The sequence below is a fragment of the Candidatus Ryanbacteria bacterium CG10_big_fil_rev_8_21_14_0_10_43_42 genome (genome assembly GCA_002793915.1).
Taxonomy (GTDB): Bacteria; Patescibacteriota; Minisyncoccia; order Ryanbacterales; family 2-02-FULL-48-12; genus 1-14-0-10-43-42.
In genome coordinates this window covers 1-21,550 of the sequence record PFEF01000003.1, presented here as the reverse complement: position 1 = coordinate 21,550, position 21,550 = coordinate 1, and the positions used below count along the sequence as shown (strand labels likewise).

27 protein-coding genes and 3 tRNA genes are annotated in these 21,550 nt (G+C 42.8%); 26 read left to right on the top strand and 4 right to left on the bottom strand.

What is annotated here, in order from left to right; all coding sequences use genetic code 11:
• Positions 1–4: 4 nt before the first annotated feature.
• Positions 5–79 (bottom strand) — tRNA-Arg (locus COU90_00445).
• A gap of 61 nt (positions 80–140) precedes the next feature.
• Positions 141–704, bottom strand: coding sequence for a hypothetical protein (locus tag COU90_00440; protein PJE64727.1), 564 nt, complete (start codon positions 702–704; stop codon positions 141–143).
• Positions 705–1,151: 447 nt separating this feature from the next.
• Here COU90_00440 and COU90_00435 point away from each other — a divergent pair.
• The 13 genes from COU90_00435 to COU90_00375 all read left to right on the top strand — a co-directional run bounded on the left by COU90_00435 (position 1,152) and on the right by COU90_00375 (position 8,933).
• Positions 1,152–1,243, top strand: a tRNA-Ser gene (locus COU90_00435).
• A 116-nt stretch (positions 1,244–1,359) separates the two neighbouring features.
• Positions 1,360–1,444, top strand: a tRNA-Ser gene (locus COU90_00430).
• Positions 1,445–1,541: 97 nt separating this feature from the next.
• On the top strand, positions 1,542–1,808 hold the full coding sequence (locus tag COU90_00425) for a hypothetical protein (protein ID PJE64726.1): 267 nt from the start codon (positions 1,542–1,544) through the stop codon (positions 1,806–1,808).
• Positions 1,809–2,016: 208 nt separating this feature from the next.
• Positions 2,017–2,613, top strand: coding sequence for a hypothetical protein (locus COU90_00420; GenBank protein ID PJE64725.1), 597 nt, complete (start codon positions 2,017–2,019; stop codon positions 2,611–2,613).
• 452 nt (positions 2,614–3,065) lie between these two features.
• A complete protein-coding gene (locus tag COU90_00415) occupies positions 3,066–3,398 on the top strand; it encodes a hypothetical protein (protein ID PJE64724.1) in 333 nt (110 codons plus the stop codon).
• A gap of 298 nt (positions 3,399–3,696) precedes the next feature.
• Positions 3,697–4,143: a hypothetical protein gene (locus tag COU90_00410; protein ID PJE64723.1), complete on the top strand. Its 447-nt coding sequence runs from the start codon at positions 3,697–3,699 to the stop codon at positions 4,141–4,143.
• Positions 4,144–4,645: 502 nt separating this feature from the next.
• Positions 4,646–4,930 carry a hypothetical protein gene (locus COU90_00405; protein ID PJE64722.1) on the top strand — a complete coding sequence of 95 codons (285 nt, stop codon included), beginning with the start codon at positions 4,646–4,648 and terminating at the stop codon, positions 4,928–4,930.
• 60 nt (positions 4,931–4,990) lie between these two features.
• A complete protein-coding gene (locus COU90_00400; GenBank protein ID PJE64721.1) occupies positions 4,991–5,269 on the top strand; it encodes a hypothetical protein in 279 nt (92 codons plus the stop codon).
• Positions 5,270–5,594: 325 nt separating this feature from the next.
• Complete coding sequence (locus COU90_00395; protein PJE64720.1) at positions 5,595–6,548, top strand: hypothetical protein; 954 nt, start codon at positions 5,595–5,597, stop codon at positions 6,546–6,548.
• Positions 6,549–6,601: 53 nt separating this feature from the next.
• Complete coding sequence (locus COU90_00390) at positions 6,602–7,021, top strand: hypothetical protein (GenBank protein PJE64719.1); 420 nt, start codon at positions 6,602–6,604, stop codon at positions 7,019–7,021.
• 204 nt (positions 7,022–7,225) lie between these two features.
• The gene (locus tag COU90_00385) at positions 7,226–7,729 is read left to right on the top strand and encodes a hypothetical protein (protein ID PJE64718.1); all 504 of its coding nucleotides are present in this window, start codon (positions 7,226–7,228) and stop codon (positions 7,727–7,729) included.
• A gap of 252 nt (positions 7,730–7,981) precedes the next feature.
• A complete protein-coding gene (locus COU90_00380) occupies positions 7,982–8,383 on the top strand; it encodes a glyoxalase (GenBank protein ID PJE64717.1) in 402 nt (133 codons plus the stop codon).
• Positions 8,364–8,933, top strand: coding sequence for a hypothetical protein (locus COU90_00375; protein PJE64716.1), 570 nt, complete (start codon positions 8,364–8,366; stop codon positions 8,931–8,933). The genes COU90_00380 and COU90_00375 overlap by 20 nt, the downstream gene beginning before the upstream one ends.
• A 92-nt stretch (positions 8,934–9,025) precedes the next feature.
• Here COU90_00375 and COU90_00370 read toward each other — a convergent pair whose 3' ends face one another.
• Complete coding sequence (locus COU90_00370; GenBank protein PJE64715.1) at positions 9,026–9,739, bottom strand: hypothetical protein; 714 nt, start codon at positions 9,737–9,739, stop codon at positions 9,026–9,028.
• Positions 9,740–9,790: 51 nt separating this feature from the next.
• On the opposite strand from COU90_00370, the gene COU90_00365 reads away from it, so the two are divergent.
• The 9 genes from COU90_00365 to COU90_00325 all read left to right on the top strand — a co-directional run bounded on the left by COU90_00365 (position 9,791) and on the right by COU90_00325 (position 17,681).
• A complete protein-coding gene (locus COU90_00365; protein ID PJE64714.1) occupies positions 9,791–10,906 on the top strand; it encodes a hypothetical protein in 1,116 nt (371 codons plus the stop codon).
• A 21-nt stretch (positions 10,907–10,927) separates the two neighbouring features.
• Positions 10,928–11,503, top strand: a complete 576-nt coding sequence (locus tag COU90_00360; protein ID PJE64713.1) for a hypothetical protein — start codon at positions 10,928–10,930, stop codon at positions 11,501–11,503.
• Positions 11,500–12,111: a hypothetical protein gene (locus COU90_00355; GenBank protein PJE64712.1), complete on the top strand. Its 612-nt coding sequence runs from the start codon at positions 11,500–11,502 to the stop codon at positions 12,109–12,111. Before COU90_00360 ends, COU90_00355 begins: the two co-directional genes overlap by 4 nt.
• 3 nt (positions 12,112–12,114) lie before the next feature.
• On the top strand, positions 12,115–12,438 hold the full coding sequence (locus COU90_00350) for a hypothetical protein (protein PJE64711.1): 324 nt from the start codon (positions 12,115–12,117) through the stop codon (positions 12,436–12,438).
• A 26-nt stretch (positions 12,439–12,464) separates the two neighbouring features.
• Positions 12,465–14,192 (top strand): hypothetical protein, encoded by a 1,728-nt coding sequence (locus tag COU90_00345; protein PJE64710.1) that lies wholly within the window; start codon positions 12,465–12,467, stop codon positions 14,190–14,192.
• Between the two features lie 87 nt (positions 14,193–14,279).
• A complete protein-coding gene (locus COU90_00340) occupies positions 14,280–14,663 on the top strand; it encodes a response regulator (protein ID PJE64709.1) in 384 nt (127 codons plus the stop codon).
• 16 nt (positions 14,664–14,679) lie between these two features.
• Positions 14,680–15,750, top strand: a complete 1,071-nt coding sequence (locus COU90_00335) for a type IV pili twitching motility protein PilT (GenBank protein PJE64708.1) — start codon at positions 14,680–14,682, stop codon at positions 15,748–15,750.
• A 64-nt stretch (positions 15,751–15,814) separates the two neighbouring features.
• Positions 15,815–17,023 (top strand): hypothetical protein, encoded by a 1,209-nt coding sequence (locus COU90_00330; GenBank protein PJE64707.1) that lies wholly within the window; start codon positions 15,815–15,817, stop codon positions 17,021–17,023.
• Positions 17,024–17,165: 142 nt separating this feature from the next.
• Positions 17,166–17,681, top strand: coding sequence for a hypothetical protein (locus COU90_00325; GenBank protein PJE64706.1), 516 nt, complete (start codon positions 17,166–17,168; stop codon positions 17,679–17,681).
• Positions 17,682–17,781: 100 nt separating this feature from the next.
• Here COU90_00325 and COU90_00320 read toward each other — a convergent pair whose 3' ends face one another.
• Positions 17,782–18,453 carry a hypothetical protein gene (locus tag COU90_00320; GenBank protein ID PJE64705.1) on the bottom strand — a complete coding sequence of 224 codons (672 nt, stop codon included), beginning with the start codon at positions 18,451–18,453 and terminating at the stop codon, positions 17,782–17,784.
• Between the two features lie 52 nt (positions 18,454–18,505).
• Here COU90_00320 and COU90_00315 point away from each other — a divergent pair, with 52 nt between their 5' ends.
• The 4 genes from COU90_00315 to COU90_00300 all read left to right on the top strand — a co-directional run.
• Complete coding sequence (locus COU90_00315) at positions 18,506–19,324, top strand: prepilin peptidase (protein PJE64704.1); 819 nt, start codon at positions 18,506–18,508, stop codon at positions 19,322–19,324.
• A 143-nt stretch (positions 19,325–19,467) separates the two neighbouring features.
• Positions 19,468–20,121 (top strand): hypothetical protein, encoded by a 654-nt coding sequence (locus tag COU90_00310; protein PJE64703.1) that lies wholly within the window; start codon positions 19,468–19,470, stop codon positions 20,119–20,121.
• Between the two features lie 120 nt (positions 20,122–20,241).
• Positions 20,242–20,775 carry a hypothetical protein gene (locus COU90_00305; GenBank protein ID PJE64702.1) on the top strand — a complete coding sequence of 178 codons (534 nt, stop codon included), beginning with the start codon at positions 20,242–20,244 and terminating at the stop codon, positions 20,773–20,775.
• 1 nt (position 20,776) lies between these two features.
• Positions 20,777–21,550: hypothetical protein (locus COU90_00300; protein ID PJE64701.1), on the top strand; the 774-nt coding region annotated here is incomplete at its 3' end.

Here is a 21,550-nt window from a genome sequence, read left to right as displayed (position 1 = left end):
GTTATTGTGTTCCCGAGAGGATTCGAACCTCTATTACCAACTCCGCAAGCTGGCGTCCTATCCATTGAACGACGGGAACAGGAATGTGTAGTGCTGTTATGATTTTATAAAACACGAATCACTTGGTATATGTGTGTGTTTTAAAACCGAAAATAACGCGCCAGAGAATCGGTAAGGGCTTCTTCCTGCTGTTCCTCGGGGAGAAATTGCTGAAGGTACGAACGCATATTCGCGGGATTTACGTTTCCCAAAGGAATTCTAATATGAGGCATTATAAATTTATGCGATTCAATGCTTAATTCCTTTACATGGGGCGGGTCGTAGAATATCCAAAATGACTTTATGGATTCATAAGGATATATCGTGTCGCCCACATGAACACCTTTCGGTGAGATGGAAAAAGATACGGTTTGGGGGCGGCGTGCGCCATAGAGAGCAAGGGTAAATCCTCCAAGAAGGATAAATGCGCCGAACAGCAAGTTTCCCACAATAATAGCTACAGCAAAAAATCCTGCGGTAATAATACCAACAGCCCAGTACCAATCGGATGATTTTCGGTAATAGGGATATTCCTCCGCTTCCCATAAAATAGGGCGGTAAAAATTTTCCCGTTCCGATTTTTTCTGATCCGGCGCTAGAGGGGGAGTCGCTTTTTCGGAAGAAAGCGGACGGTCATGTTTTTTTAAGTTTATTACGGATGTCATAGTAGCAGTAGTATTGTAGCAAGGCAAGTGTTTAAAATCCAATAAGATTATGCTACGGTTGAAGCCATAATGGGGAATGATATTCTTTAAGGGTAACGTTTTTGTTTAAGGCTTTGCCGATAATATAATATCTGGAGAGGTGCCTAAGTGGGTTGGAAGCGAGTAAGTGAGCTTCCAACGGGAAACAAACGTTTCCCCGGCTTTAGGAATAAACAGTTTTTTGCTCGAGGCTTTGCCGAGGATTATATTCCTAAAGAAAGGGGATTGAGCGCTACCCGGCAACCCTCAATTGCGCCTGGGTAAAACCGGAGGTTTGTACAAATAATTAAATATATTGGAGAGGTGCCTGAGTGGTTGAAAGGGGCTCCCTGCGCGGGAGCGCAAAGTAATAGGCATTACTTTGCGCCTGGGTAAAACCGGAGGTTTGTACAAATAATTAAATATATTGGAGAGGTGCCTGAGTGGTTGAAAGGGGCTCCCTGCTAAGGAGTTAACTGGGTAAAACCGGTTCGAGGGTTCGAATCCCTCCCTCTCCGCCCGAATTTTGCCCAAATCTGTGGTTTGGCGGCAAAACTTTCGGGTGCAGGAGTTAGTTTATAGGTGTGGTATATTCCAAATAATTTTTAATGCGGACAGCAAGTGAAGATAAAAATCGGGAGAGGTGGCAGAGCGGTTGAATGCACCGGTCTTGAAAACCGGCAAGTCGAAAGGCTTCGAGGGTTCGAATCCCTCCCTCTCCGCAGTGTAGGACGAAGACCGCGCGCAGGCTCTTGTTGGCATGGCCCTGATATACTGTACATGTGTCCGCACCTTTAGACGGACGTAATATATACATATATGGCAACACGCGTCAGCCCGGAACAACGGGCTAAGATTATTTCCGCCATCAAGGATGAAGGTATGTCCATCCCTGATGCCGCGAAGACATTTGTAATAACAGAAGATACGATTAAGAAGTGGCTACGGAAACAAACCAGAAATAGCCATACCTCCAGTACAGAAGTACAAAGGTTGAAACAGGAGAATCAGGAATTGAAAGCTATCATTGGCGAAATGATTCTGCACCAGAAGATGAAAAAGAAAAGCTCCTTTCTTAGCGCGTGATATTTTGCGGGAAAAAGAAATCTCCAAAGCGGCTCTCGCTCGCTCTCTCGGCGTTTCCCGTTCCAGTCTCTACTACAAACCAAAACAAGAGATTAAAGACCGTACTCTGCGGGATCGTATTTTGGAAACATTGATCGAGCATCTAGCATATGGCTATCGCCGTATCGCCATTGCCTTACATATTGGGAAAAATCGGGCTCACCGCGTGATGAAAAAGTTTGGCATTCAACCCCGTATTCGTCATAAAAAGGCTCGGTATGGCCGTACCAAGTCAATGAGTGGCATACCCAATCGAACTCAGGGCATTTCACCCATTGCCCCGAATGTCATCTGGGTTGGTGATTTTACTGAGCTTCATTTTCATGGATCAAAAATCTATCTGGCTACCATCATTGATCGATTTACTCGAGAAGTGATTGCCTGGCAGATTGGTCTCCATCATACCACCCGATTGGTGCTTGATGTGTTAGAAGAAGCGGTGCGCAAACGAGGCACTCCCTACCTCTTTCACTCCGACCAAGGCAGTGAATACACTTCCCATACCTGTATTCAATGGATCATCGATCACAAGATTCTCCCTTCCCACTCTCCCAAGGCCAAACCATGGAAAAACGGCCATCAGGAGTCATTCTATGATAAATTCAAATTGGAGTTTGGGAAACCTTCTCGTCACCCCACCATCGAACTTCTGATTGAAGCCATTGGTCGATACATCCACTACTACAATACCAGAAGAATTCACTCCTCCCTGAAAATGCCTCCTCACTCCTTTTTTCTCAAAGAAACAGGGACACATATTGCTTGAAATCTTCGAGCTGACTGTGTGTGAAAAATCGGGGTCTTGCCATCGCTTCCAGAGGAGGCTCGCTTTAGATGAGCACCGTTCACAATACCTCCGGTGCCGGAGGGGAAGGGGATTGCCGCAGGGGCAGCTGTTATCGTTCACTTCCATTCTCCCTCTGGTCGCTTCTGTGCCCATCACAAGCGTGTGCTCATCGCACTGCGCGCTTGAAGCATCGAGGAAGCAACCACCCTTAAATAAAATAGAGAGAATGGAGGCTACAAAGATTGGTAGCGAGAAAGTTACATAGTAAAAAGTTTAATAGCAGCCATAGGCTCTTTCAGCAACACCAAAAAAGACTGTTAAGAGGAAACTTCCTGCTGTGGCAAATTTGCTCCTCCTCTGGGTCGTAGCTTCGCAATGCTATTCCTAAAGAATAGTTAAGTCTCTGATTTTGCTAAAGAAATTTGACGCGAATGGACAGAATGAGTATAATACCAGAAAACATTCCTCTACGAGGACAGCGAGCTTTTGCCCGTTGTCCTTCGAAAGGGGTCGCGGGTGAAGGCTTACTTTCCGGAAAGGAAAGCAATATGCAGAAGCAGCAGGAGAACCCGCAGCCACAAAGAAAACCCACTTGGGAAGAGCTCGTTAAGGAGCAGCCTGACTTGATCCGGAGGTACAATAAGCTCCGTAACCGTCTCAGACTTGCTTTCCGGCCTGCCCAACAAGAGGCCTACGAATCCTGGTGCACTTGGGAAACGTCCATGGAAATCCCGCAGGAAGCCAGGATAAAGATCGTCCCTTAAAGGGGTAGTTCAAAGAGACTTTTGCCGACAGAACTCTCTCTGTCGGCATCTTTTTTGGTTAGGAAGGGAACTGCGGAATGAGATCTGTAACGAGCTCGGGGCTCACTTCCACCCTCTGTGATAGGGAGCCCATTAGTCGTGCCGTACCCAGGAAGCGGAAACGGAGGCTGAAAACGAGAGGCTAAAGCAGCCCATGGGAGGGAGTAGCAGCTGCGCGAGCAGGATTACGCTGGAGGTGTAGATACCCGCCGATCATCGTACAATTATCGGCTGTTTTTATCTGGAAAGGGATGATGGGATGGAGAAAGCCCAACCCAAAGCGAGTCTGATTGTGAATCAAACGAGTTTGCCTGTCGGTGGAATTTTTACCGTCAGCTGGGAGGGGATTATCAACCCCACTCCCAAGAATTGGCTAGGGTTATATGAGAAAACTGCTGCCGATGGTCCCTGCAGAGCAGGACTTTACACGAAAGGCAAAGCTAGCGGCAGTGAGTCTATTGAGATTCCTCACGATCTTGCTCCTGGCACCTACGAATTGCGATTGTTTGCTGATAATAGCTTCACTCGCTTGGCTATTAGTGAGCTTTTTACCGTAGGAAAGCCCCGGCGAGGTGAAATTTGGATAATGGGGTCAGTCCCCATTATCCTTAAACACTTCATTTACCTCCTCATCTCCCTTGAGAGTCTGGTTAGCTTCGAACTCAAGTCAGGAGCCCGAATTTTCTTGTCGGTTATAGTATTTTGAAATAACTGACGCAATAACATAATAGATTATTAATGTAATTAAACTGCCTAAAATGATTAACGTCCATCCAAGAAAATTTGGCCATATATAGCTACTAGTTACATCAAAACCGATTTCACCAAATAGGGCGTACAACCATAACCATTGGAGAATATTGGCATACCATAAGGACAACCAATCTTGTATCGCAGCCAAAAAATAAAGTGGGATATTTAGAATAAACAGGATAACAAATATAATCCATGTGGGCTTAAGAAATTTTTTCATTACATACTAATCATTAATTAAGCCTATAAAACAACCTTTGCACCAGCGTATGTCTATTATAAGGGAAAGTGCTTTGAAAACAATAACTAAAGGCTTTCTCAATATTAACATACTTACAGAATGAAAAGCTTAAATTTGCCTGAAAAGCACCAGACTTGTACCCGAAGATGACCTGCATCGGTACCCCCGAACAAAGAGCTTGTAAAACTCACCTACACCGCTCGCCGCTACCACCATGGGCCATACCCCGAATCTATCTCTCTGTCAACAGAAGAAAAAGCAAAGGCAGGTGGATAAAAGCTTACAAAAGCACAATCCAAACCCCCTTATTTCTCTTACTGGTAAGTCGGAGATCAAAGCAAAGAATCCTAATGTTACTGAGGTAACAAACGAACCAATCCCGGATCCCCAAGGGCCAGATGAAGCAGATGACCCCGCTTGCAACCCACACACAAATATCGATAATGACTCGCGCGTTTGGCAGCAAATGTTGGATTACATTATCCAGACAGCGCCATAAAACATCGTAAATAAATTATTGATGTTTTCTAGTATATTATCTTCATGATACAGTTATTCTATGTATAGTATTCTAACGTCGAATGTAGATTGGATTGTACTTCTCCTTTTGGGAGGATTCCTTTTATCATTATTAAGACAATCGTCTGAAGAGGGAAAACTGATTTTATTAGCAATTAGTATTTCATTCATTTCATTTGGTTTGTTCCGTAAGTTTTTTCCAGAAAGACGTTTGCTTTGGTTGAGCGATGATAAAATTAATATTTATATACGTATTGCTGTTTGGTTTACAGTTCTTTTATCAGCTTATATAGTTCATCTCTCTTTGGTTTGTTGTTAGGGTTCCTCTACCCCCTTATTCAAAGTTCGAGTTTTACCAATTTCTTGCTAACCAATTGATTTTATTAAGATTTCCTTTTTGGGCAGCAAATTATAACTCAAAGCCGCTTTTTTGGGAACCTTCTTGTTCCTGGATATCCCTGACGTGATAGACCTCATGCGTTGGTGGGTTTTTCGCGGACGCGTTTTCCATAGATGATATGTGTTAGCGGACAATGTCTTCAGCGTACGAACTGGTCGGATAAACTGTCAAATAGGATATTGTAAATTATCTAGATAAATCAACTCCTTACCGAAATATTCATCCCATGGTACGATAACGTGGTATGAAAGACCTCCTCCAAGAACCCCTCTCTTTACTTTTCCTCGGGACTTTGAGCATTGTCATCTTGCTCTTCACAGCCAAGCTGTTGTTCAGACAAAAAGAATGGCCTATGTCCCAAAGCAAGAAGCTTACCGTTTCCATGTTAACAACCGTGGGGATCTTCCTGATCGGAACATTCCTCTACGTCGCCACCTCCTTTTCAGAACAACACACCTGCCTCGGACTTCCCGCCACAATCGTAGGAACAGAAAACAGAGATGTCCTTGAAGGAACATCCGAAGATGACGTGATCGTGGGCTTGGGAGGAGATGACCTTATTAAAGGTCATGGCGGGAATGACACGATCTGTGGGGGAATGGGAAATGACACTATCGAAGGTGGCCCTGGCAATGACACCATAGACGGAGAAGAGGGAGATAACATAATAGACGGCGGAGAAGATACGGATTTCATCAAAGCCCAGGATGGTACGGATACCTGTGTGAATGGGGAGAGGGTGGATGGGTGTGAATCTGACTTAGGACTTCTCCCACCCGATCCGGGGGAAGCAGGGAAGGTGACCTTGGAAGGTATCGATTCTGATGGAGATGGGGTGCGGGATGATATTCAGCGGTATATTGCTTTAACCTATCTGGATTCAGAGAAGACACGGGCAGCCCTTACACAGCTCGCCTTATCGATTCAGGATGCGCTGCTTGATGCTGATAGTGAGGAAATGTCGATCACCCATGCGATAGAAAAGAACAAGGCCATCGCATGTTTGGTGTATACCAATGGTATCGATGATGCAGAAAATATTTATGATGAGTTGCTAAGTCCCGCGATGAATACTGAGAAAAGGGGCAGAGCATATATTGCCTACCTAGGACAAATTAGCGGGCAGGGTTTTTCTGGCGTGCCGAAAGATGAGCGAAAGTTTGCCTGCAACTTTGATCCAGACGCTCTGGAGAATTGATCTTGAAGCCAACTAAGTACGCTACCGCACTGGTTATTATATTGTCAGTATTGATGTCCGATACAGTTTTAGCCGCAGACTGTCCCATCGGTACACCTGAAATCACGGTATTTTATATTAATGGTATACTTAGTGATGACGGAAAGGCAGAATTTTCACGAATGAGGTTGGAAGAAGAATTTGAAAAATTGCCAGGAAACCCTGTTCCATTAGGATGCATAGAGTTCAAGGTAGTCTACAACACGAATCAAAATCTTTTTCTAGATCTATTTGAGTCTACCCTTCAGAAGCTAGGAATAGATCCATCAATTTTTTGGATCCTGTTGAGAGGTACTTCTGCCTTAGACACATTCACACAAATCGTTATCGACACTTTTGCTCAAATTATCCTTGACTCATATATTACCTCTGTTGATTTGGGCGAACATATTCATTATACAATACAGAGCTTCTTCTCAGAGGGAGAAAAGTAGTGGCCGTCGCACATTCCCAGGGAAATTTCTTCGCAAATGAAGCGTACGACGAGCTTTTCAATAGTCTTGATGTTTTAGGTACGAACGTCGTCCAGCTCTCTCTGCCAGTAGTTTTGAAAACAGTAGTCAAAATTCCCTTATTTTGCGGTATATTTCAAAACTTAAAAGTGATAAAATGGGTGAACCCTAGAAGGATTCGAACCGATGAAATATTTACAAAACACAGAGGAACAACAAGCAATCGAATGGATGAATGAGGCGGCTAAAATCGCTGAGAAGGCTCTTTGTCTCAAAGCAAAGTGTGGGACGGTTATCGTGAAGGATGGAGAGATAATCGGCCGCGGATATAACGCTCCTCCGCTTGATGATGAGAAGAATCGTACTTGCTTGGACGAATACGATTTTTCAGGAAAACCCAAGTATGATCACACATGTTGCATGCACGCGGAATGGAGGGCTATTCTTGATGCCATAAAACAAAATTCTGATAAACCAAAAGGTTCTCAACTGTATTTCACTCGAGTTGATAAGGATGGAAATATAAAAAAATCAGAAGAGCCATATTGCACGGTATGTAGCAGGTTTGCACTTGATGCTGGCATTTCTGAATTCCTACTTTGGCAAGACAAAGGTATTTGTTCTTATCCCACGGATGAATACAATAGGTTATCTTACTCTTATAGAGATCCTGAAATATCAAAAAGCTAAATTTTATCTTTATGAATAAACACGAAAGTAAAAAGATAATGGGCCAGTCCCCATTACCGTGTGTTCTTGTGCGCGTTCATGAAAAAAGCGCCTTCTTCCAAAGTTTGTCTGAATTCTGGCGTACCTGTCAAAGGTTAATATTCTATTGTTAGTATTCATTTTTAATAAAAAGTGCTAGCATGATCATATGAATAATAAAGGTGACAATAAGGATGCCGGCACGGAAAATATAATAAGATAATAATAAAATATATGAATAGAGTTGTGCATTTCGAAATACAAGCAGATAATCTTGAGCGGGCGGCGACGTTTTATCGGGATGTTTTTGCATGGAAGATAGAAAAATGGGAAGGAGGATCTATGGAATATTGGATGGTAATGACGGCGGAAAAAGACAGTAAAGAATTGGGAATTAACGGAGGTTTATTAAAACGTCCGACAAGCGCGCCGGATGCCATGCAGGGCGCAAACGCATTTGTCTGTACGGTTGATGTGGATGATTTTGATACGGTTGCCGCGAGAATTGAAGCCGCTGGCGGGAGAGTCGCTATGCCTAAGTTTGCCATACCGCATATGGCGTGGCAGGGATATTTTCTCGATACGGAAGGAAATACTTTCGGCATTCATCAGCCCGATGAAAACGCGCAGGAATAATCCTGTGTCTTCTTATGTTAGTGATGTTATCAAAGCGCATGGAAGTGATTACGTTATAACGGTAAAGCGCGCCTCTTTTTGTTTCGGTATATTTGCCGTTCATGGCGGCGTAATTGACCTTGGTACCGACACGCTTGCCCGTGAAATTGCCGGTAATGAACATTCTCTTTATATATTTAATGCCGCGGCGTCCGCCCTTCGGGTGCCGAGTACAAAATTCGACGAGCCGGATGCGCTTAAGCTTGCATCAGAAGTGGATACGGTTATTTCCTTGCATGGCGAACGGAATAGGGAAACGGAATATATTATGCTAGGCGGGTTGGATGAAGAAATGAAACATAATGCAAAACATTATCTAACACGAAACGGTTATCGGGTTTTGGATCCGCGGGAAGAACTTGCCGGTAAGGAACAGGAGAATATATGTAATCGGGGTCGTACGGGGCGTGGTGTACAAATTGAAATTTCACGCGCCCTTCGAAAACGAATGTATGAGGATACTCGTGCGCGGGAGAAGTTTGTGCATGTAATAAGGTCTGTTTTGACATAGGTTCTTTTTATGTTTTTTCTTTTGTAAAATTTCAGTTAATATTCCGTTTGTTTTGCGGGCGAGTAATTCGGGATTTGAAGAGCAGTAAGGTTTTACCCCTTTGCCACAACAAGTCCCCACACTTCTTTTGCGCCGTTTTGTTTAAGAATGCGAGCCGCTTCTATAAGTGTGTTTCCTGTGGTTGCAACATCATCTACCAGTACAATGGTAGATTTTGTTATAGAGGGGGAGTATGAGACGGTAAAAGCATCTTTTACGTTTTCCTTTCGATCGTCTTTCGAAAGAGACGCCTGCGGTTTCGTATTGTGAATGCGTTGCAATGTTGCGTGCGGGAGAAGGGGAATATGGGTTACGCTCGCAATTTCCTTGGCAAGAAGTTCCGCTTGATTGTATCCGCGCATACGCATACGTTTTTTGAAAAGAGGAATAGGAGTAATATATATACGTGCGCGTTCTTCCCGATTAATTCCTTGCAGTACTTTTTTAAAAGGTGGTACCATTACCGTACTAAGCGGACTTTTCAGTGCGTGTTCACTTGCGTATTTAAAACGGGCGATGCTTTCTTTTATAATCGGGTCGTGATAAAAACTTCCCGCAACAATACGAGTCAGGAAAGGAAATTTATTTTTACATGATATACAAAATGTTGCGCTTTGGTTGCGTGCACCGCATGCAAAGCAGGAGAGCTCGCTTTTCATAACATGCATAATACAACTTTCACAAAGTGATATTTCCGGTTTTTTGCATCCGATACACTCTTGCGGAAAAAGAAATTCCAATAGTATGTTTTTGATAGGATTATGCATGATAATGTGGATAAGTTCATGGAATACATAAAAAAGCAGTGATACAATAACATGGATATCCCATTCTTTCAAAGTGGCAAAAAAAAAGGACTTTCACTGTTCGATAAAAAAACGAGTGTTCTTGGTATTGATATCGGATCAGCTTCCATTAAGCTCATACAACTTCGTCTCGAGCGCGAGCGTGCTATTCTGGAAACGTATGGAGAGCTTGCCGCCGGTCCATATAATAAAAAGAGCGTCGGGCAAGGAGTACATCTTCCGGATACGAAGGTAAGTGAGGTAATTGCTGATTTGGTGCGAGAAACGGGCGCAACAACACGCTCAGTGGTGGTGGGAGTGCCGCTTAGAAACAGCTTTGTTACATCGGTAAGTATCCCGCCTCTTTCGGCAAAGGATTTAAAGATGGCAATGCAGTATGAGGCGCGTCGGTACATCCCCATACCAGTTTCCGAGGTTGTGATTGATTGGTGGCGCATACCTGATGACGTTATGCATGACAGTGGAGGTAATGTTTCTACGGCGGCAAATCAGGCGATTGACGTGCTTTTAGTTGCCGTGCCTAAGGATGTTATCGAGAAATATCGCCGTATTGTGGCGCAGGCGGGACTTGATCCTATTGCCTTCGAAATAGAAGTGTTCAGTTCGATCCGATCAGCGGTGCGGCGTGAGCAGGGTGGGGCGCTCCTTGTCGATTTTGGTGCTGTAACAACGAATATGACTATCTTGGAAAAAGGGATTGTGCGGTCGAGTCATAGTTTTGACAGGGGGTTTCAGACAATTACAATCGGACTTGCGGAATCTATGGGAGTTAATTTCGAACGGGCAGAGCTTATGAAACGGGAAGTCGGACTTTCTTCTCGTTTGGAGCATCAGGGTACACGTAAGGTTATTGCTCCACTGCTTGACTATATGCTTATTGAATTGGAGCGGTTTGCCACGGGATATACGCGCAAATATGGCGGGACTATTTCAAAGATATATATAACGGGAGGAGGAGCTTCCATGCCGGGATTGGTTGATCATATCGTAAAGAAATTTGGTGTGGAGGTTATTTTAGGCAATCCCTTTGGTAAAGTTGAATATCCCGCATTTTTTCAGCCGGTGCTGAAAGAAATAGGGCCATCGTTCAGTAATGCGGTAGGACTCGCGTTGCGCGGGTTGCAATAACGATAAAAGATAATATATTTTATGGCGGATCCGACACTTATTTCAAAAATGCCGTCGGTGGGAGAAGCATCCCCACGAAAGCAACGTTCGGTATCGGGCGGTATGGGTGTCTTTACGATGCTTTCGCTGGTGTTTTTCATATTAATGGGTTTGGCATATGGAGGCGTATTTTTATACAAACGCAGTATCGAATCAAATTTAGATGGTCTTACGCGTCAGCTTTCAAATATAGAAGAAGAACTTGATTCCGATATTATCCAGGAGATTGTACGGGTAGATAAGGGTCTTGCCGTTGCGCAGGATCTTCTTGCTCAGCATGTATATTCTTCGCGTCTTTTTGAATTTTTAGAGAATAATACACTCGAAACAGTTCAGTATAATGACTTCACATACTCATTCGGTTCACGCTCCGTTATTCTTGCCGCGGTGGCTGACAGTTATGTGAGTCTTAACGAACAGATACATATTTTCCAGAATCTTCCACTTATACGTTCGGTGGATTTCAGCGGCATTAGTATGCTTGAAGATGATACGGTGGGATTTTCTCTCAATCTTACGTTTAATGATAATATATTCCGTTTTAACGATTCTTTATGATTTTTCGCATCGCATTTATCGTAGTATTTATTGCAGGCGGCATTGGTGTTCTGCAGGCGTTTTTGCGTCCGGAGCTTGATCGGGTAAGCGCTATTCGTAGTGAAACCGTTATCGTTGAGGAGGCTATTGAGAAATCGCGTGAGGTGATTCGTTTGCGAGATGAATTATTAAATCGCTATAACAGTGTTTCATCGGCAGACATTGAACGCATTCGTAATTTTCTTCCGGCTGGTGCCAATATTACGGAATTTCTCATTGATCTGGAAATTCTTATCGAACAGTCGGGTGTTATTTGGGAGAATGTTTCCGTTGATGCAAGTAGTGCGGTGCAGAATACCGCCCGAAATCAGGTATCAACCATCGGAAACGATACAATTACGGGTGGCGTACCGGCTATTCCGGCGGCATCAGCGCCTCCCGATGCTCTTGTAATTGGCGTTACTGTTTCAGGTACCTATGATGAAATTAAGACGTTGTTTGATATTTTGGAACGGAATGTGCGTCTCATTGATGTTACGGATGTGTCCTTCGGTAAGCCGGGCGATGACGGCATATTTACGGTGACCATATCGATGAATACTTATTATCAAACAGACACGATTTTATAACGTATGATTAAAAAGAATCTCGTCTTTATTATTATCGTATTAGCCCTCATCGGAGGAGGGATTGCTTGGTATGTGTCACGACCTAGTCCGGAGGATTTTGGCGGAGTAGTACCGGTAGGTATTTTACCGGGCACACCGAGTGCAAACAGTCAATTTGCGGAGGTACGAAATAAAATTCTTCAAAATATAGCGCTTCTTCAGCGTGTTCGTTTAGACACGACGATTCTCGATGATCCGGCGTTTTTGAGTTTGGAAGATGCGCCTGAGCCGCCTCCTCGGTCGTTACAGATCAAAAGACGTAATCCGTTTTTGCCCATTGGACAGTAAAGATGTATCGAACGTAATTTAAACTCATGGCAAAACGAACAATGCTTGATTTACTCGTTTCTAAGGGCGCGCTTACGAGTGAAAAAGCACATACTATCACGGAGAAAGCGGCAGGGGACGATCAGATTATGGAGGATCTCTTGCAGGAAGCTCATGTATCGGAGAAAGAACTTCTCGAAGCAAAGAGTTCTTTTTTGGGTGTGCCATCCTATGCTCTTGATGGGCAAAAAGTGACGTTGGATGTTTTAAAATATATTCCGCAAGAGTCGGCCGTACATTATCAGTTTGTTCCTCTTACTGTGGAAGATAATGTGCTTGTGGTCGGTATGGTACGTCCTGAAGACATCGAAGCCCGGGAGGCGCTCAAGTTTATATCGGCAAACATGAATATGCCGTTTAAAATAGTTGTTATTACACGATCTGATTTTGCGCTTATTCTTCAGCAGTACAAAGGAATTGGAGGTGAGGTTGGACAGGCTATTGATGAGCTTGAAAGCCAATTTTTAAAGGATCAGGGTGGCGGCGCTATTCCGAAAGAGGAACAGGAAGGACAGCGGGTGCTTGTGGAAGATGCGCCTGTTACAAAGATTGTTGCCGTTATTTTAAAACATGCCACGGAGGGACGTGCTTCGGATATCCATATAGAACCGGAGCGGGAGCAATTGCGGGTGCGGTTCCGACAGGATGGCGTTTTGTACACAAGCTTAATGTTGCCTATAGCGGTGCATGATGCGGTTGTTGCCCGTATTAAAATTCTTACAAATTTACAGCTTGATGAAAAGCGAAAACCGCAGGACGGTAGATTTAGTGCTCATGTAGAAGGGAAGGATATCGATTTTCGTGTTTCCACGTTGCCGGCATATTTCGGTGAGAAGGTTGTTATTCGTATTTTGGATAATTCCACGGGAGTAAAAGAGTTGCCCGATCTCGGTCTTGCAGGACGCAACCTTACATTAATTCAGGAAGGTATTAAGCGTCCGTATGGAATGATTTTAGTAACGGGCCCTACCGGATCGGGAAAATCAACAACGCTTTATGCTATTATGCAAATCCTTAACCAGGAAAAATCAAATATTATTAGCTTGGAGGATCCGATAGAATATAGCATTGAAGGAATTAATCAGTCTCAAGTTCGTCCCGATATTGGATTTACTTTTGCAAACGGCCTTCGGTCAGTTCTTCGACAGGATCCGGACATTATTATGGTGGGAGAAATCCGTGATAAGGAAACGGCACAGCTTGCCATTCATGCCGCTCTTACCGGACACCTTGTATTGTCTACATTACATACAAACTCGGCTACCGGTGTTATTCCCCGGCTCATAGATATGGGAGTTGATCCGTTTCTTATTCCGGCAACGCTTATTCTTGCCGTGGGTCAGCGGCTTGTGCGCACGCTTTGTGCGGATTCCCGTAAAGAAGTGTTAGTGGAAGGGCGTGTAAAAGAGTTTTTAGATAACAATATTGCAAAAATGCCCCCAAGTGTTCGTAAAGGAATCACGATGCCTGAACATATTTATCAAGGAGTTCCTTCCGGTACGTGTCCAAAGGGCACTCGCGGGCGTATTGGTGCATTTGAGGTGCTTTCCATGACGCCGGATCTTGAGCAACTTATTTTAGAAGACCAGCCATCGGAAGCCCGTATTAATGAAGAGGCATTCAAGCAGGGAATGACTACCATGGCCCAAGACGGTGTATTAAAGGTTTTAGAAGGGAAAGTTGGCATGGAAGAATTACAGGGGGTGGTATTATGATGGTGGAAGAATGTCTATACACATATATAGAAAGACTTTATGGTATTATTGGTAGTAATTCTATACAGAGTGGGGTAAAATAAAAACATGAGCGACGAGCAGAAAAAAACAATACTTATTGTGGACGATGATGAGTATTTACTCGAAATGTATGTTCTTAAGTTTAAGGAAGCTGGGTTTGTTGTGGAGACGGCTCAAGATGGAAAGAGCGCTATAGAGGTTGCAAGAGAAAAACAGCCCGCAGTCATTTTGTTGGATGTAGTACTGCCTGCTATGGATGGATTTGAAATATTGCGCAATATTCGTACCGAGAAACTTGTTCCTCATGCCCGCATTATCATGCTTACCAATTTGGGACAGAAGAATGATACAGAAAAAGGAAAAGCACTTGGTGCTGACGGATATATTGTAAAAGCACACTTTACGCCATCAGAAGTGGTAGAAAAAGTAGAAGCCATTCTTAAGAAATAGATTCCTTATGAAATCAATGGATTATCAACATGAACTTGAAGATCTTGTTTTGAACGTGGCGCGGGAGGATGCTTCGGACCTTCACATTACTGTAGGAAGGCATCCGACCCTTCGTATCGCCGGACAGCTGATTCCACTTACGGAAAAGGAAGTTATTACCCCCGAAATAGCGGAAGGCCTTGTTTCCGCTATGCTTACAGCGGAACAAAAGAAGGAATTTATGGTGCTTCGGGAAATGGATTTTTCTTTTTCTTATAAGGATAAACTTCGATTTCGAGGCAATGCATTTTTTCAACGCGGGCATATCGGTATTGCTCTTCGTTTAATAAGTTATCAAATTCGTAAACTTGAGGATTTGAATCTTCCGGCGCTTTTGGTTGATTTTACGCGCCGCGAGCAGGGATTTTTTTTGGTAGTGGGACCGACAGGACATGGTAAGTCTACAACACTCGCCACGCTTGTTGATATGATAAACCATGAGCGCGCCGAACATATTGTTACTATTGAAGATCCTATCGAGTATTTGTTTGTACCTGATCGGTCCATTGTTGATCAACGGGAGGTAAAAACGGATACTGAAAGTTTCGGGAAAGCGCTCCGATCCATGTTTCGTGAAGATATCAACGTTGCCATGATTGGTGAAATGAGAGATGCGGAAACCATTTCAGCGGCTGTTACAGCTGCTGAAACGGGACATCTTATTTTTTCTTCTCTGCATACCAATAGTGCGTCACAGACGATTGATCGTATTATTGATAGTTTTCCGGCGGCGCAACAGCCGCAGACACGTTCACAGTTGGCATCTACGCTTTTGGGTGTATTTTCACAGCGCCTTATTCCACGCGTTTCCGGAGGTCTGATTCCCGCCTACGAGTTTATGATAGGAAATTCGGCTGTCCGAAACTTAATTCGTGAAAATAAAGTGCATGAAATAGATTTGGTGATTGATACCAGTTCCCAGGACGGTATGATTAGCCTTAATCGTTCTCTCATGGATTTATTGCGTGCGGGAGAAATTACTCTTGAATCGGCACTTAATCACTCACTAAATCCGGAAGAACTCTCTTCAATTTCACGAAGATTGTAATAGTATAATGTAAAGATGGTAGTGATGAGCAGTAGATGTATGTGCTGTTTACTTACCTGCTATTATGCGATTTAAATACCAGGCAAAAACGGGAGAGGGAGAATTACGTAGCGGCACTATCGAGGCCGCAAGCGTTGACGTTGCTGTATCTGCTCTTCAGCGGCGCGGACTTTTTATTGTTTCTATTATACCCGAAGATGATTCCGTGCCCTTTTATGCGCGTTCCATTACATTTCTCGAGCGGGTAAAACAGCGTGAAATTGTTATTATTTCGCGCCAGCTCGCAACATTATTTCAGGCAAAAGTTCCGGTTGTTGAATCTTTAAAGATTATTTTTTCCGAAGTGGATAGTCCGCTTCTTAAACGCGAACTCTATGGTCTTTTAGAAGATATTCAAGGAGGAGCGTCCATGTCGCAGTCGATGGCGCGGCACCCCAAAGTTTTCAGTCCTTTCTATATAAATATGGTACGTTCGGGGGAAGAGTCGGGAAAATTAGAGGAAGTATTTACATTCCTTGCCGACTATATGGAACGTAACTATGAACTTACGTCAAAAGCGCGAAATGCTCTTATTTACCCGGCTTTTGTTTTGGTGTCTTTTCTCGGTGTTATGACCCTGATGCTTACTGTCATCATCCCTAATTTAGCGGAAATTTTGCAGGAAACGGGACAAGAGCTACCGATATATACCCGTATTGTTATCGGAGCCAGTGATTTTTTTCAGACATTTGGTATTTTAGTGGCCGTTGGTATTGGTATTTTGGGAGTATTCGGGTGGCGATTTTATCAGACGGATCAGGGGCGTTTATCGGTGCATCGTTTTCAAATATCACTACCTCTTTTCGGGACATTGTATCGTAAATTATATATGTCCCGTATTGCGGATAATTTGCAAACCCTTATATCGGGAGGTATTCCGGTGGTGCGTGCGCTTGAAATTACGGCAGATGTTGTGGGAAGTGAAGTATTTCGTAAGATTATTTTGGAAGCCATCGAATCTGTAAAAGGAGGAAGCTCTATCAGTGCCGCTCTTGCGCGTCACCCGGATATTCCGTCTCTTATGTCGCAAATGATTCGTATTGGGGAAGAAACGGGACGTCTTGACAGTATTTTGGAAAACCTCGCTTCATTTTATCGGAAAGAAGTAAATAGCTTAGTTGACAATTTGGTAAATCTTATTGAGCCTATTATGATACTTCTCTTAGGAGGAGGAGTTGGTATTTTAGTGGCGTCAGTCCTTGTGCCGCTCTATAATATTAGTGCTTCTTTTTAATAATGTTATCCACAGAGCGAGTATATACAAAGATATAAAACAGTTTATTATGAATATATACAAATGCACATCTTACATAAAAGGTCGGCACATAAACGAATGTTGTGCACAACATTTACTTCACTAATTTAAAAACGATTACATGACACATATTTTCAGAAAGCATAACGGGAAAAAAGGATTCACTCTTATTGAACTTCTCGTTGTTATTGCTATCATCGGGATTCTGGCATCCGTTGTTCTTGCAAGTTTGAATACGGCACGTCGTAAGTCGCGTGATGCGCGTCGTCTTGCTGATATTCAGCAATTACAGCTTGCTCTTGAACTTTACTTTGATGCAAATGGTGAATATCCTCCTAATTCGACGCTTTCCGGCGTGTTGGACCCTACCTACATTGCGTCAACCCCAACTGATCCAACAGGAGGAGCATATGTATACAATGCCCTTGATGATGGCCAGACACCGGTAGACTGTTCGTCGAACTGTTTGTTCTACCATCTCGGAGCAGCTCTTGAGGAAACAGCAAACAACGCCCTTGGCAGTGACCGAGATTTATTCGGGATAGCGAGTGATTTTCATGGGCAAAGCGTTGATTGTGGTGGCACAATAGCTCCAGGAACTCCACCAGCAGAGCAGTGTTACGACGTAACTCCGTAAAATGGTCTTGCGTTCAAAAAAACTCCCTACTGTGTAGGGAGTTTTTTTCTTTTTCTTCTGTTTCCCAATAATCGGAAGTCGGACTTCCGACTATTTCCGACTATTCTTCTAACGATATATGTTCTATGTTTTCGATACCATTTTCTGAAATCCAGCGAAACATATCTTGTTTGTATTGTTTTTCCCCATCAAAAAATGCAGTGAGAAACTCTCTTTGGGTAACGGAAGGGAAGTTTTTTTTGCCAATATAATCAAGATAGCTTGACCAACGATATGTTTCCAAGAACAGTGAAGCTTCTTTTGGATTTTTTATGTTGCCATCTCGCCATTCAGGGAAATCTTCATCAAGAGGGTTCATGTGTATGTAATAGGGTAGATGGAGAAAATGGCGTTCTTCTGTAACATGTAAGATCTTATATTTTCCCTGGAAGAGCGGTCCCACGCGCTCATATTTTTGGTTAAAATAATTTGTATATCCGGTGCCAAGTTTACGCATAAACTCTGTTATGCCAAAGTCTTCTTTTTGTCGAACCATAAGATGGTAATGATTTGGCATAAGACAAAAAGCCATAATTTCTACAAGTAAATTTCTTTGCTTCATATTCGGAAGTCCGACTTCCGAATATTTGCCGGCAGGATTAGAATCATTAAATTCAAAAAGATCATGAATAAAACGAACATAGTCAGGATCTTTGGAGAAAGTAACTCTTTTTTCCACACCTCTATTATAAATATGGTATATCTCACCATTTTCCGGAACAGGTCTTTTCATATGGGTTTAGTATATAAAATAACTGATATATTCGGAAGTCGGACTTCCGAATATGAAAGAATTGGTATTATTGCTCTGTATCATGGATATCATATTTATTATCTTTTTCTTTGTATTAGGAACCATCATAGGAAGTTTTCTTAATGTATTAGTTCTTCGATTAAATACGGGAGAAAGCGTTGTCGCATCACGTTCGCGTTGTTTCTCATGCGGACATGCACTTTACGCGGGCGATTTAATTCCTCTTGTGAGTTTTTTTCTTCAGCGAGGGCGATGCCGATATTGTAAGAGTGTGTTTTCATGGCAATACCCTGTGGGAGAATTTTTAACGGGTCTTGTTTTTCTTCTGATTGCGGTAAAATTTGGAGGAGAATATATATCCGCAACGGCGCATTACACATCATCCATTATTTATTATGCACTGATTTTCAGCTTGCTTATTGCTATTTCTCTGTACGATTTTCGACATAAAATTATTCCCAATGAATTTGTTTATCCATTTATTGTTATTTCTTTTTTTGCACCCATAATTAATACTCTTGGACTTACACTTTCAAGTGTACTGCCACATTTTTTATCGGGTCTCGGTGGGTTTCTTTTCTTTGGTTCTTTGTGGTTTTTTTCCGGCGGGCGGTGGATGGGTTTTGGAGATGCAAAATTGGCATTGGGTATGGGATTTCTTTTAGGGCCAACCATGACAACACTTGCAATACTGCTTGCATTTTGGACGGGGACACTTGTTATGGTTCCTCTTCTTTTTTCAAAACGATTTGGTATGAAAGCGGAAATTCCATTCGCACCGTTTCTTATAGCGGGAACATTAATAAGTTGGTTCGGCGGGGAATATATTATATTGTATTTCTTATCTTGAATCGATGATGCGATAATATATTCATCGGTAGCTGTGGATAACATGATACTTTTTTTAAAAAATACACTGTAATATAAAAAGAGGTATGTTGTATAGGTCTTAATTTTCTATTTAGTATTCTTAATAAATTAATTTTTTAAAGCATGACGAGAATATTACGAAATCCTTTAGTGCTCATAAACGCATTGTTGTTTGCGTTTTTTTTGGTGGTACTTATGCAACGCACGCTTGATGTTTCAGGCGCGCCATTATTTGTACAAAATGTATTTGCCGCTGTTGGAAATATTACTGGAGAGGGAAATGTAAATCAGGTGGCGGCGTTTGGTGCCTCATCAAATACTATCGGCAATTCCATAATATATGATAATGGCATTAATGTAGGTATAGGGACAACGAACCCTACTCAAAAGCTTGACGCTGCCGGTTTTGTAAAAGGCCAATCGGGACTTTGTATTGGTAACGATTGTCGCACGTCATGGCCATCTGTACCACCCATACCAACGTTGAGCCTTAGTAATTTTCGAGAGTGTTCAATGAGTGCCGTTGCCGCTTCCGGCGCGTGCTTTGTTAATGGAAATTATGAAAACACCTTTCTTGTACCCGTATCGGTAGGGGATGTAAATGGAGTGGCATATTGTCGCCAGAAAACTGAAAGTGCGGCGCAATATTATAATTCTAAAATGGTATTTATTTATGTGGGTCTGAATGATAACGGTACATATAATACCAGTTCTTACTATACTCAACAAACATGCCCTCGAGGGGGTGGCGCTTGCGGCACGGGACCTCAATGCTAATAATGTATATTTTCTAGCTTTCTGTAAGGTGGGGTTTAGGTTAAAATTGGCAAGTGGTACGTTACTCTACTCTATCGGGGCGCAAAAATAAGCTTGGTTTATTGATAGATATCAAACTACATGAAGGATACAAGTATAAAAACAAACCTAATTATATTTGGTAGTGGGGTCTTGGTACTCGTTTTGTTGGTTTTTGTTGTACCATATGCGCGTAATACTATATTGTACCCACCATCAGATGAATGGGAGAATACAAATCCGTTTAGTAGTTTTCCGGTTCCTGAAAATCAACAGAGTTCTTTTACCGGTAATGTAATATCAGTTCAGTTCGACGAGAATAATGTGGGAGCGCTTACTCTTAATGCAGAGCTTCGAACAATAGCAGGAGAGGGGCTTACAGAAACACAACTTCAAGAAATTATTATTCAAGTAGATGGAAAAACACGCGTGGTATCTTATCAGCTTGATCCGAAGGAGAATTCAGAGCAACAGGTGCCGTTTTTTGGAGGTTTACCTGTGCCTAAGCGCGTAGAAGCATCTCTCCAAGATATTGCCGTTGGTGATAGTGTTGATATTGCAACGGTGTCGCCATTAGAATCTGCTCCTTTTGAAAACCTTACTGCACAAGAAATAATAATTTACTCTTCCGAATAATATGCAATCCATAAAAAAACAACCGTTTCGGGCGGGACACATTTTCCTTACAACAGGTTTTTTGCTCTTATTGCTTATTCTTCTATTTACTGGCAGTAATAGTACGCAAGCCGTGCCGGGACCGGTAAATGGCGATGGAAGTAGTAACTTTATAGCAAAATGGATTGATCCGGCAGGTAATCCTGTTCCTGCTGTTTGTGATGCAGGATGGCATGAAGTGCCGCCGGGAGGAGCCACTAATGCAACGCCGGTTGGCGTATATATTGCGGCAGGAAAAAATACAGAATTCCCTGACAGTATTGGAATGGCTGTGCGAGGGACCGATAATTATTTGTATTATCAAAATTGTTCATTTTCAGGAAGTGCTCCATGTACATGGGCATCTAATTGGACGCAGTTAAGCGGCGCTACCGTCTTAAGTGCGCCCTTTACCTATGTGGGATCAGCTTGGGATATTGTGGTTAAGTCTACGGGCAACCAAGATAAGCATAATATTAACTGGGGTTCCGGTTGGCAGGGTTGGTTTACCGATAATAGTTCGTGGGTATTTGGTACACCAACAGAAACCACTGATGCATATGGAAACGACTGGGAATTTAGGAGAAGTGGCAGTGCTGTTCAATACCGCTGTGGTGATCTTACGCCACTTGAACCTGATCTTGTCACCAATCATCAAGCCATTACTATCAACGGTTCTCGTACTGTAGGAACACCTCTTACATTCACAAGTACGGTAAAGAATCAAGGAGCCGGACCCGCCGGAACCGAATCTCAA

Coding starts and splice junctions, on each gene's coding strand:
- COU90_00440 (PJE64727.1), bottom strand. CDS start 704: ATGACATCCGTAATAAACTTAAAAAAACATGACCGTCCGCTTTCTTCC.
- COU90_00425 (PJE64726.1), top strand. CDS start 1,542: ATGGCAACACGCGTCAGCCCGGAACAACGGGCTAAGATTATTTCCGCC.
- COU90_00420 (PJE64725.1), top strand. CDS start 2,017: ATGAAAAAGTTTGGCATTCAACCCCGTATTCGTCATAAAAAGGCTCGG.
- COU90_00415 (PJE64724.1), top strand. CDS start 3,066: ATGGACAGAATGAGTATAATACCAGAAAACATTCCTCTACGAGGACAG.
- COU90_00410 (PJE64723.1), top strand. CDS start 3,697: ATGGAGAAAGCCCAACCCAAAGCGAGTCTGATTGTGAATCAAACGAGT.
- COU90_00405 (PJE64722.1), top strand. CDS start 4,646: ATGGGCCATACCCCGAATCTATCTCTCTGTCAACAGAAGAAAAAGCAA.
- COU90_00400 (PJE64721.1), top strand. CDS start 4,991: ATGTATAGTATTCTAACGTCGAATGTAGATTGGATTGTACTTCTCCTT.
- COU90_00395 (PJE64720.1), top strand. CDS start 5,595: ATGAAAGACCTCCTCCAAGAACCCCTCTCTTTACTTTTCCTCGGGACT.
- COU90_00390 (PJE64719.1), top strand. CDS start 6,602: ATGTCCGATACAGTTTTAGCCGCAGACTGTCCCATCGGTACACCTGAA.
- COU90_00385 (PJE64718.1), top strand. CDS start 7,226: ATGAAATATTTACAAAACACAGAGGAACAACAAGCAATCGAATGGATG.
- COU90_00380 (PJE64717.1), top strand. CDS start 7,982: ATGAATAGAGTTGTGCATTTCGAAATACAAGCAGATAATCTTGAGCGG.
- COU90_00375 (PJE64716.1), top strand. CDS start 8,364: ATGAAAACGCGCAGGAATAATCCTGTGTCTTCTTATGTTAGTGATGTT.
- COU90_00370 (PJE64715.1), bottom strand. CDS start 9,739: ATGCATAATCCTATCAAAAACATACTATTGGAATTTCTTTTTCCGCAA.
- COU90_00365 (PJE64714.1), top strand. CDS start 9,791: ATGGATATCCCATTCTTTCAAAGTGGCAAAAAAAAAGGACTTTCACTG.
- COU90_00360 (PJE64713.1), top strand. CDS start 10,928: ATGGCGGATCCGACACTTATTTCAAAAATGCCGTCGGTGGGAGAAGCA.
- COU90_00355 (PJE64712.1), top strand. CDS start 11,500: ATGATTTTTCGCATCGCATTTATCGTAGTATTTATTGCAGGCGGCATT.
- COU90_00350 (PJE64711.1), top strand. CDS start 12,115: ATGATTAAAAAGAATCTCGTCTTTATTATTATCGTATTAGCCCTCATC.
- COU90_00345 (PJE64710.1), top strand. CDS start 12,465: ATGGCAAAACGAACAATGCTTGATTTACTCGTTTCTAAGGGCGCGCTT.
- COU90_00340 (PJE64709.1), top strand. CDS start 14,280: ATGAGCGACGAGCAGAAAAAAACAATACTTATTGTGGACGATGATGAG.
- COU90_00335 (PJE64708.1), top strand. CDS start 14,680: ATGGATTATCAACATGAACTTGAAGATCTTGTTTTGAACGTGGCGCGG.
- COU90_00330 (PJE64707.1), top strand. CDS start 15,815: ATGCGATTTAAATACCAGGCAAAAACGGGAGAGGGAGAATTACGTAGC.
- COU90_00325 (PJE64706.1), top strand. CDS start 17,166: ATGACACATATTTTCAGAAAGCATAACGGGAAAAAAGGATTCACTCTT.
- COU90_00320 (PJE64705.1), bottom strand. CDS start 18,453: ATGAAAAGACCTGTTCCGGAAAATGGTGAGATATACCATATTTATAAT.
- COU90_00315 (PJE64704.1), top strand. CDS start 18,506: ATGAAAGAATTGGTATTATTGCTCTGTATCATGGATATCATATTTATT.
- COU90_00310 (PJE64703.1), top strand. CDS start 19,468: ATGACGAGAATATTACGAAATCCTTTAGTGCTCATAAACGCATTGTTG.
- COU90_00305 (PJE64702.1), top strand. CDS start 20,242: ATGAAGGATACAAGTATAAAAACAAACCTAATTATATTTGGTAGTGGG.